The following is a 9,807-nucleotide window of genomic DNA, read 5'->3' on the forward strand; positions in this document are numbered from 1 at the left end:
CGTGGGACGATGCACGCCACGCCGTAGCCCGGGTGACTCGTTGTGGTGACCTCCCCCGCACGGGTCAGGCGTCCGACTCCTCCGAAAGAGACCCGAAATCGAGGTTCACCCAGGGGCTGCCCGGGTCCTGAAGGAGCTGGTGGTGGACCCGCACGGCCGCCGGGTACCACTCACCGAACTCGTCGTCCTCGGCGTGCAGGACGCGGCCCATGAGGTACCCGGCCGACAGGTCCGCCCATGACTGGTGGTAGCGACGCGCCAGCGATCCCGCTTCGAGCACCATCAGCTCGGCGGTCAACGCGTCGCAGTACCCGGCCGCGAGCCCCCACCGCGCGATGTTGACCGCGCGGCCGACGTCCCACGAAAGCGCCGTCGTGACGAAACCGTCCGCGTCGACCAGGCCGTCGGCCCGGAACCGCTGCTCGCACCGCGACACCCGGCGAACCGTGTCCCGCAGTTCGCCGGCCTGCTCGGCGGCGTCGTTCTCCGCGCACCACCGGTCCACGAGCTCGGCCCAGGTCATGGGGTCGAACTCGCCGCTGGTCAGCCCGTACTCGGCGGCGAACCGCAGGCGCAGCATGAGCACGAGGTTGCCCGGCGTCAGCGCGTAGCCGTCGCCGATCAGGTCGGCCATGGTCGCGCGCCAGGCCGGCGGGTCCGGCACGCCCCACCAGTCCCGCAGGCCGCGCACTTCGGCGACGTAGTCGTGGCGGCGCGCGTCGAGGACGTTCCACGGCGCCGCGTTGAGCACGGCCAGGTGCGCGCCGCACGCCAGCGCGTGCGCGATCGGGCCCTCGAGGTGCCCGTACGGCGCGGTGATCAGCCGCTCGACCTGCTCTTCCAGCGGGACGACGTCGTCGTGGTGCGCGTCGAGCCACGGCTGCAGGGTCGCGCCGGGCAGCCGCCACTCGCCGCGCGTGCCGCGGTTGAACACGACCCGCTCGTGCCGCCCGACGCCGTCGACCGCCCAGTCCAGCGCCCCGCTCATGGCGACGACGTCCGGACCGAGGTCGGGCAGCGCGCCGCGGGTGAAGACCTGCAGGAACTCGTCGCCGCCGGTCTCGAAGTAGACGTTGGGGAACGTCTCCGCCCGCTCGTCGAGGATGCTGTGGGCGTCCACCCGCCGGATCGGGACGAAGAGCTCTTCGCCGGCGAGCAGGCCGAGGTAGCGGTCGAGGTCGCCGTCACGGCGGGCGGCGGCCAGCTGCGCCTCGACGTCGGCGGGCGGCGGCAGGATCACGGGGCGGCTCCCTCCGCTCGGCCGGTCAGCACGACGAGCTTGCCCGCCGTCCGGTTGTGCTCCAAGTCGTCGTGCGCCTGCCGGATCTCGTCCATCGCGTACACCTTGGCCGGGCCGAGGCTCGTTTCGCCGGCGGCGATCCGGTCGAGGTGGCGCTGGAGGACGGAGGCGGGCAGGTCGTCCGCCTCACCACCATAAGCGGTCAACCGCACCCCGGCGGGAAGGTATCCGATCGGATAGAAGTTCGAGATCGTCCACTGGTTGGACAACATGCCGGTGAAGCAGACGGTGCCGTGCACGCGGGTGGCGTTCAGAGTGTCCGGCAGGGTCGGCGTCCCGACGAGTTCGAGGGCCGCGTCGACGCCTTCGGGGACGATCTTCCGGACCTGGGCGGCGACGTCGCCGTCGTCGAGGAGCGGGTGGTCGACGCCGTGGTCGCGCAGGGTTTCGAGGCGTTCTTCCTGGCGGGTGGTCGCGAAAACGGTGGCGCCGAGGTCGTTCGCCAGGGCCGCAGTGGCGAACCCGAGCGCGGACGTCCCGCCGCGGATCAGCAGGGTCTGGCCTTTTCGCAGGTCCAGACCGGTGGTGAGAGAGCCGTACGCGGTCTGCAGCGTCTCGGGGACCTGGCCGAGCACCTCCCACGGCAGCGCGCTTTCGAAGGGGATGACCTGGCTCTTCGGCACGACGGTGTATTCGGCGTAGCCGCCGTCGAAGGTGCGGCCCATCCCGCCCATCATGGTCGCGACTTGCTGTCCGCGTTCGAAACCCTCGCCGGCGTCGACGATCCCGACGGCCTCGATCCCGGGGACGCGCGGGAACGTGACGCCTTCGGCGAACCCGAGCCGCGTGTGCAGCTCGGACCGGTTGAGCCCGAACGCCTTGACGGCGATCCGCACCCAGCCGGGTTTCACGTCGGGCACCGGAAGCTCTTCGAGTTCGAGGTTTTCGACGGGACCGGGTTCCCGGAGTACCACCGCGCGCATCCTGGGTCCTTTCTTCGCATGCGAACAGTTCGCACAACAACTGTCCGCACGAGTAGTATTCCCGGAGTGAGCCTGTCCCCCGACCACGACGCCGCCTGGCGAGGATTCCTGCGCTCGTCGGCGCTGCTGCTGCGGGTGCTGGACGCGGAGTTGCGAGCCGAGCACGGGATGACGCACCGGACGTACGACGCGCTGGTCCAGCTTTCGGAGGCACCGGACCGGCGGCTGCGCATGAAGGAGCTGGCGGAGGCGCTGGTGCACAGCCCGAGCGGGTTGACACGGGTGGTGGACGGCCTCGAGTCCTCGGGGTACGCGCGCCGCGAGGTGGACCCAGCGAACCGACGGGCAACGCTGGTGGTGCTGACGCCCGCGGGCCTCGCGGCGCTGGAGGCGGCGTGGCCCACCCACGTGCGGGGCGTGAAGCGGCACTTCGCGGACCAGGTGAGCCGCGAGCAGGCACGGGTGCTCGCGGAGGTGTTCGGCGCGATCAACGCCGACCTCGACGAAGTCTGACCCCGGCCCGATGGCTCTCTCCGGACCCACCCCAGGGGCCAGGTCGGAGAGCCGCCTACTTCTTCTTGCCCCGCTTGGGCTTCGGGGCCGGCTCGGCCTTGGCCTTCTCCGCGGTCGCCAGCAGCTCCTCGGCGTGCGCGCGGCCCGTCTCCGTGTCGTCCATCCCGGCGAGCATCCGGGCCAGCTCGTTGACCCGCTCGGTCTGGCTCAGGTTCTTCACACCACTGCGCGTCACGCCGCCGCTGTGGCCCTTGTCCACCACCAGGTGCTGGTCCGCGAACGCCGCCACCTGCGGCAGGTGCGTCACCACCAGGACCTGGTGGGTCCGCGCCAACCGGGCCAGCCGCCTGCCGATCTCGACCGCCGCGCGGCCGCCTACCCCGGCGTCGACCTCGTCGAACACCAGCGTCTGGACCGTGTCCGCATGCGCCAGCACCACCTCGATCGCCAGCATCACCCGCGACAGCTCACCGCCCGACGCGGCCTTGTGCACCGGCAGCGGCGGCGCGCCGTCGTGGGCGCGCAGCAGCAGCTCGACGTCGTCGACGCCGTCCGCGCCCGCGTGCACCGCGCGGCCGTCGAGGGTCAGCGCGTGCGTGTCGCCGTGCTCGGCCGGGCGCTGCTCCACCGTCACCTCGATCGCCGCCTGCCCCATCGCCAGCCCGGACAGCTCGCGCGTGATCTCCTCCGCCAGCGCCGCCGCGGCCTCGACGCGCGCCGCGGACACCTCGACCGCGTGCGCGGCCAGCTGCACCGCGAGCTGGTCGCGCCGCAGCGCCAGCTCGGACAGCGCCTCCTCCGACGTGTCCATCGACTCCAGGCGGCGGCGGGCGTCGTCCGCCCAGGCCAGCACGCCGTCGACGTCCGCCGCGTACTTGCGGGTCAGCCGCTTCAGGTCGGCCTGGCGGGCCAGGACCTTCTCCAGCAGCGCCGGGTCGGCGTCCAGCGTCTCGACGTAGTTCCCCAGCTCCGACCCGACGTCGGTCAGCAGCGTCGACGCCTCCTCCAGCCGCGGCGCCAGCTCGCGCAGCACCGCGTCTTCGGACGTCGAAAGCCGCCGCAGCGCCTCGGAAAGCAGGCCCATCGCACTCGGCGCGTCCGGGTCGCCGTCCGGCGAGCCCGACAGCGCGATGTGCGCCTCGGTCGCGGCCGCGCGCAGCTCGTCGGCCGCGGCGAGCCGCTTGATCTGCGCGGTGAGCTCGACGTCCTCGCCCGGCTCCGGCGCGACGGCGTCGATCTCGGTCAGCCCGTGCTTGAGCAGGTCGGCCTGCTGGGCCATCTCCCGCGAGCGCGTCGACCGCTCGGTCAGCTCCGCGATCACCGCCAGCCACTCGGACCGGACCTCGCGGTACGCGGTCAGCGGCTTCGCCACGGCGTCGCCGGCGAACCGGTCGATGACGTCACGCTGCTCGCTCGGGCGCAGCAGCCGCAGCTGGTCGTTCTGCCCGTGTACCGCGATCAGCTGTTCGGACAGCTCCGCGAGCACGCCGACCGGCACCGACCGGCCGCCCAGGTGGGCACGCGAGCGCCCGTCGACCGCGACGGCCCGCAGCGCGATGACGCTGCCGTCCTCGTCGACGTCGGCACCCGACTCGGTGACGATCCGCTCGGCGCCTTCGACCCCGGAGTAGGTGAACCGCCCTTCCACGAACGCCTTCAGCATCCCCGTCCGGACCTTGGACACCTCGGCGCGGCCCCCGGACAGCAGGTGCAGCCCGGTGACGACCATGGTCTTTCCCGCACCCGTCTCACCGGTGACAACGGTGAAGCCCGCGTGCAGTTCCAGCAGGGCGTCCTCGATGACTCCGAGGCCCTGGATGCGCATCTCGGCCAGCACGCCGCCTACGGTAGCGGCCCCCACCGACACTCTGCGCGCGCGGGCACCCGGCGAGTCGCCGATATGTTCGAACGGATCGCCGAGCGGTCCTATTCGCAGGGACGCGCGTGGCGCTCGCGCCAGCTCTTCACCGGCAGCGAGAACTTCTGCACGAGCCGATCGGTGAACGGGCCGTCCCACAGGCGGACCAGCCGGACCGGCGTCTTGCCGCACGTCACCCGCACGCGGGCGCCCGGCGGCAGCTCGATGAGCCGGCCGCCGTCGCAGGTCAGGACGGCTGGCGAGCCGTCGGGGTCGATCCCGACGGTGATCACCGAGTTCCGCGAGACGACGAGGGGCCGCGCGAACATCGCGTGCGCGTTGCTCGGCACGACCAGCAGCGCCTGGACGTCCGGCCAGATGATCGGGCCGCCCGCCGAGAACGCGTACGCCGTCGAACCGGTCGGTGTGGCGCACAGCACACCGTCGCAGCCGAACGCGGACACCGGGCGGCCGTCGACCTCGATCAGCGCGTCCAGGACCCGCTCGCGGGTGCTCTTCTCGACGCTGGCCTCGTTTAGCGCCCACTCGCGGGCGAGCTCTTCGCCGTCGTGGGTGACTGTGACGTCGATGGTCATCCGCGGTTCGACCTGGTAGTCGCCGTCGACCACGCGCTGCACGGTGTCGGCCAGCGCGTCCGAGTCGGCCTCGGCGAGGAAGCCGACGCGGCCGAGGTTGACGCCGAGCACCGGCACCCCGGCCGGGCGCGCCAGCTCGGCCGCGCGCAGCAGGGTGCCGTCGCCGCCGAGGACGAAGACCAGCTCGACCCCTTCGGCGGGGTTGTCGTCCGGGTCCACGACGGTGCAGGTCGCGCCGACGCCGTGCTCGTCGGGGTTGATCAGCGCGCAGACGTCGTGCTCGATCACCCGGATCCGGATGCCGGCCTTGGCGAAGCGCGCGGAAACCTCGCGCGCCGCTTCGCCCGTCGCTTCGCGATCGGGGTGCACCATCAGGAGCACTTCACGTTCGGTGGTCATGCGGGCCCTTCCTCGACGGCGGTTCGGACGAGCCGCTCGGCCTCAGACCTGTCTACCGCGTCCACAGTGGACTCGGCCACGTGTTCTTTCTTCAGCCACACGAAGTACTCGACGTTCCCGGACGGCCCGGGCAGCGGACTGGCCGTGACACCGCGCAGCGCGAGCCCGAGCTTCGCGGCCTCGTCGATGACGGTGAGCACGGATTCGGCGCGCAGTTCCGGGTCGCGGACGACGCCACCGCTGCCGAGCCGGTCCTTGCCCACCTCGAACTGCGGTTTCACCATCGGCACCAGGTCGGCGCCTTCGCGCGCGCAGGCGGCGAGCGCGGGCAGCACGAGCTTGAGGGAGATGAACGAGAGGTCCCCGACGACGACGTCGACCTGGCCGCCGAGGTCGTCGGGAGAGAGGTTGCGAACATTGGTGCGGTCCATGACCACCACACGTTCGTCGGTGCGGATCCGCCAGTCGAGCAGGCCGCGGCCTACGTCGGCGGCGATCACGGTCGCGGCGCCGTTCCTCAGCAGGACGTCGGTGAAGCCGCCGGTGGACGCGCCGGCGTCGAGGCAGCGCTTGCCCTCGACGCTGAGGCCGTCGAACGCTTCCAAGGCACCGAGCAGCTTGTGCGCGCCGCGGGAGGCCCAGCCGGGGTCGTCCTCGTCCTTGACGACGATGGGGGCGTCGGTCTCGACGCCGGTGGCGGGTTTGCTCGCCACCATGCCGCGCACGGTGACCTTGCCGCCGGTGATCAGCGCCGAGGCCTGCTCGCGCGACCGGGCGAGGCCGCGCCGAACCAGTTCCGCGTCGAGGCGCGCCCGCTTGGGCACCGTGGTCAGACCTTGTCGATGCTGGAGAGGGCGACCGTCAGCTCGGTGTGCACGGCGTCGAACCGCTCGACGTGCTCCGCGAGCGGCAGCGCGTCGAGGTCGTCCAGCCCGGCGACGGCTTCGTCGATGCCGGCCCGCGGGTCGGTCGCTTGCGAGAACGAACCGGGCGGCGGGCCCGGGACGGGGTAGGGATGCACGTTACGAACGGTAGCAGTCAGGCCAGCCGGGCCTTCGCGTCCTCGCCGAGTTCGGTGACACCGGTCTCCCAGGCCACGTGGCAGAGCGCGCGGAGGAGGTCCAGGTCGTCGCCGTCGCCCTTCGCCGTCAGGGTGCCGTTTTCGACGGTCACGGTCCAGCCCGGGCGCGGCCCGATCCTCAGGTCGTCGGCCGGGCTGGTCATCGCGGTCAGGTCCTTCGCGAGGTAGGTGCCGCGTTCGGCCGGGCTGGCCTTGATGAGCTGCTCCGGGGTCGCGACGCCGGAGAGGACGACCAGCGAGTCGATGCCCGCGGCGACCGCGCCGGCGATGTCGGTGTCGAGCCGGTCGCCGACGACGAGCGGCTTTTCGGCCCCCGCGGACCGCGCGGCGGTCTCGAACAGCAGCGGCTCCGGCTTCCCGGCGACGAGCGGTTCGACGTCGGTGGCGGTCCGCAGCGCGGCGACCATCGAGCCGTTGCCGGGCAGCAGCCCGCGCTCGCTGGGCAGGGTGGCGTCGACGTTGCAGGCCACCCAGAGCGCGCCGGCGCGGATGGCCAGGCAGGCCTCGGCGAGGGCGGCCCAGGTGTTGTCGGGCGAGTGGCCCTGGACGACGGCCTGAACGCTCCGGGCGTTCTCGCGGACCGCCTTGAGGCCGGCGCCCGTGACTTCGGCGGCGAGCGACTCGGTGCCGACGACGAGGACCTCGGCACCGGCCTCCAGGCGTTCCTTCAGCAGCTGCACGCCGGCTTGGGCGCTGGTGTGCACCTCACCGGCGTCGGCGGGCATGCCGAGGCCGGTGAGGTGGTCGACGACCTCGGCCGGGGCCTTGGACGCGTTGTTCGTGACGAACCGGACGGGCGTGCCGTGCTCGCGCGCGGCCCGCACCGTCTCCGGGGCGCCCGGGATCACCCGGGTGCCGTGGTAGACGGTGCCGTCGAGGTCGAACAGGACCGCGTCGTAGGCCGCGAGCAGGGCGTCACTCATCCGAGTCTTCGGTGTCCTTCTTCTCGTTCTTCTCGTTCTTTTCGTTCGCCAGGTCCGCCGCGCGTTCGGCGGCGTCGGTCTCGTCTTCCGCGTCGGCCTCGGCGGCGTTGAGGAACCACTGGATGGCGTCGTCCGTGCGCCCGGCGGCCACGAGGTTGTCGGCGTAGGCGTAGAAGAGGCGAGCGCTCCACGGGTCGCGCTTGCCGGCCTTGAGGTCGTCACCCTGCAGCGAGACGACGGCGGCGTCGAGCTGCCCGAGGTCCCGCCGCGCCCCGGCCGCGACGATGGCGAGCTCGACCTGGACGGCCTTCGCCAGCTTCGCGGTGTCGGTCTCCTTCGCGAGGTCGAGAGCGCGCTCGGGGCGGCCCAGCGCACGTTCGGCGTCGGCGATGATGGCGATGTGGTCGTCGCTGCGGGTCATCCGCCGGACGGCCCGCAGTTCGGAGAGGGCTTCCGACCAGTTCCCGACGTGGTAGGCGACCAGGCCGAGCGCTTCCCGCACGATCGGCACGCGCGAGGCCTTGGCCTTGGCGTACTTGGCGTGCTCGAGCGCGGCTTCGGGATCGGAGTCGATCAGGCCCCCGGCGGCGACGAGGTGCTTCCCCACGGTCTCGGCCAAGCCCTTGGGCAGGGTCCGCAGCTCGCGGCGGGCGTCCTCGTCGAGGTCGGAGAACTCGATGTCCTCGGGCAGCTCGGGCGCTTCGAGGAGTTCCCGGGCGAGGGCCTCGTCGTCGAGCGGAGCACCGACGCGCGGCTGCGGGTCGCGACGGGGCCGGTCACGACGGGTGTCGTCGCGCTTGTCGTCACGCTTGTAGCCGCCGGTGCGGGGGGCGCGGTCTTCGCGCTTGAAGCCGCCGGTCTGGCCGCCGCGGTCGTCTTTCTTGAAGCCGCCGCGGTCATCGTCGCGGCGCTGGTAGCTACCGCGGGAGTCCGAGCCGCCACGGCCGCGGTCATCGTCGCGCCGCTGGTAGCTGCCTCGGGAGTCCGAGCCGCCACGGCGGTCGTCGGCGCGCCGCTGGTAGCTGCCGCGCGAATCGGAGCCGCCGCGGTCGTCGCGGCGCTGGTAACCACCGCGGGACTCGGAGCCACCACGGCTCCGGTCGTCGTCCCGCTTGAACCCGCCGCGGTTGTCGTCTCGGCGCTGGTAACCGCCACGGGAGTCCGAACCACTACGGCTGCGGTCGTCATCGCGGCGCTGGTAACCGCCACGGGAGTCCGAACCACTACGACGGTCATCGTCGCGGCGCTGGTAACTACCGCGAGAGTCCGAACCGCTGCGACGATCGTCATCCCGGCGCTGGTAACTGCCACGCGAGTCGGAGCCACCACGGCTCCGGTCGTCGTCACGGCGCTGGTAGCTGCCACGCGAATCGGAGCTGCCGCGGCCCCGGTCGTCGTCACGGCGCTGGTAGCTGCCGCGGGAGTCGGAGCCGCCGCGGTCGTCGCGGCCCTGGTAACCGCCGCGCGAGTCCGAACTGCCGCGGCCGCGGTCGTCGTCGCGGCGCTGGTAGCCGCCGCGGGAGTCGGAGCCGGTGCGGGAGCCGCCGCTGCGGTCCTCCCAGCGCGGCTTGCGGTCTCCGTACGAGGATTTGCCCTGGGGGCGGCCGGCACGGTCGTCCTGGCCGCGGCCCGAGTTCTCGTAGCGGCCGCCGGAGCGGGTGGTGTCGCGGTCTCCGGACCGGCCCGGGCCACCCGAATACCGGCTGCCACCCGGCCGGCCGCCGGAGTCGCGGCCACCGTCGCGGAAGCCGCCGCGCCGGTCGTCGCGGTCCTGACCTGCGTATCCTCCGCGCTGATCGCGGTCACGGGGACCGTCGCCGCCGCGGAAGGGCTTGCCGCCGCCGCGGACCCCGCGGTCGTCGCGGCGCGGCCGGCCCTGGTGACCACCGTCGCGGCCGCCGCGGTCCTGCCGCGCGCCGCCCTGATTCTTCCGGGGTGCGTCCGACCGGTCGCGGGAGCCTTCGTCCCGCCGTGCCGGCCGGCCGGACCCATCATCCGCTGAGTCTCGTCGACCGAACTCGGACACCTGGCCTCCTGCCATGAAAAAATCTTGCTCCGAACATACGCGTACGGCCCGCTAGGGCAGCCAACTGGCTATCCTAACGGGCCGTACGGAAGGTAAGTTCGGCGGTGTCCTACTCTCCCACAACCCTTCGGTTGCAGTACCATCGGCGCTGTCAGGCTTAGCTTCCGGGTTCGGAATGGGACCGGGCG

9 protein-coding genes and 1 rRNA gene are annotated in these 9,807 nt (G+C 72.5%); 1 reads left to right on the forward strand and 9 read right to left on the reverse strand.

Annotated elements, in window-relative coordinates; genetic code table 11:
* Window positions 1–64: 64 nt before the first annotated feature.
* The gene (locus tag BLV96_RS12360) at window positions 65–1,240 is read right to left on the reverse strand and encodes a DUF1266 domain-containing protein (protein ID WP_091389085.1); all 1,176 of its coding nucleotides are present in this window, start codon (window positions 1,238–1,240) and stop codon (window positions 65–67) included.
* On the reverse strand, window positions 1,237–2,223 hold the full coding sequence (locus BLV96_RS12365; RefSeq protein WP_086683115.1) for a zinc-binding alcohol dehydrogenase family protein: 987 nt from the start codon (window positions 2,221–2,223) through the stop codon (window positions 1,237–1,239). Before BLV96_RS12365 ends, BLV96_RS12360 begins: the two co-directional genes overlap by 4 nt.
* 66 nt (window positions 2,224–2,289) lie before the next feature.
* Between BLV96_RS12365 and BLV96_RS12370 the strand changes: the two genes are divergently transcribed.
* Complete coding sequence (locus BLV96_RS12370; protein ID WP_086683113.1) at window positions 2,290–2,736, forward strand: MarR family winged helix-turn-helix transcriptional regulator; 447 nt, start codon at window positions 2,290–2,292, stop codon at window positions 2,734–2,736.
* Between the two features lie 55 nt (window positions 2,737–2,791).
* Here BLV96_RS12370 and recN read toward each other — a convergent pair whose 3' ends face one another.
* The 7 genes from recN to rrf form a co-directional block, all read right to left on the reverse strand.
* The gene (gene recN, locus BLV96_RS12375) at window positions 2,792–4,573 is read right to left on the reverse strand and encodes a DNA repair protein RecN (protein WP_167379584.1); all 1,782 of its coding nucleotides are present in this window, start codon (window positions 4,571–4,573) and stop codon (window positions 2,792–2,794) included.
* Window positions 4,574–4,662: 89 nt separating this feature from the next.
* Entirely contained in the window at window positions 4,663–5,589 is a 927-nt protein-coding gene (locus tag BLV96_RS12380) for an NAD kinase (RefSeq protein WP_086683107.1), read from the reverse strand.
* Window positions 5,586–6,413, reverse strand: a complete 828-nt coding sequence (locus tag BLV96_RS12385; RefSeq protein WP_086683104.1) for a TlyA family RNA methyltransferase — start codon at window positions 6,411–6,413, stop codon at window positions 5,586–5,588. Before BLV96_RS12385 ends, BLV96_RS12380 begins: the two co-directional genes overlap by 4 nt.
* Before the next feature lie 5 nt (window positions 6,414–6,418).
* A complete protein-coding gene (locus BLV96_RS12390) occupies window positions 6,419–6,610 on the reverse strand; it encodes a hypothetical protein (protein WP_086683101.1) in 192 nt (63 codons plus the stop codon).
* A 17-nt stretch (window positions 6,611–6,627) separates the two neighbouring features.
* Window positions 6,628–7,593 carry an HAD-IIA family hydrolase gene (locus BLV96_RS12395; protein WP_086683098.1) on the reverse strand — a complete coding sequence of 322 codons (966 nt, stop codon included), beginning with the start codon at window positions 7,591–7,593 and terminating at the stop codon, window positions 6,628–6,630.
* Window positions 7,586–9,619, reverse strand: a complete 2,034-nt coding sequence (locus tag BLV96_RS49810; protein ID WP_167379585.1) for a hypothetical protein — start codon at window positions 9,617–9,619, stop codon at window positions 7,586–7,588. Before BLV96_RS49810 ends, BLV96_RS12395 begins: the two co-directional genes overlap by 8 nt.
* A gap of 96 nt (window positions 9,620–9,715) precedes the next feature.
* A 5S ribosomal RNA gene (gene rrf / locus BLV96_RS12405) occupies window positions 9,716–9,807 on the reverse strand; the annotation flags it as partial.

Origin of the sequence: Amycolatopsis pretoriensis, assembly GCF_900107925.1 — a bacterium.
Taxonomy (GTDB): Bacteria; Actinomycetota; Actinomycetes; order Mycobacteriales; family Pseudonocardiaceae; genus Amycolatopsis; species Amycolatopsis pretoriensis.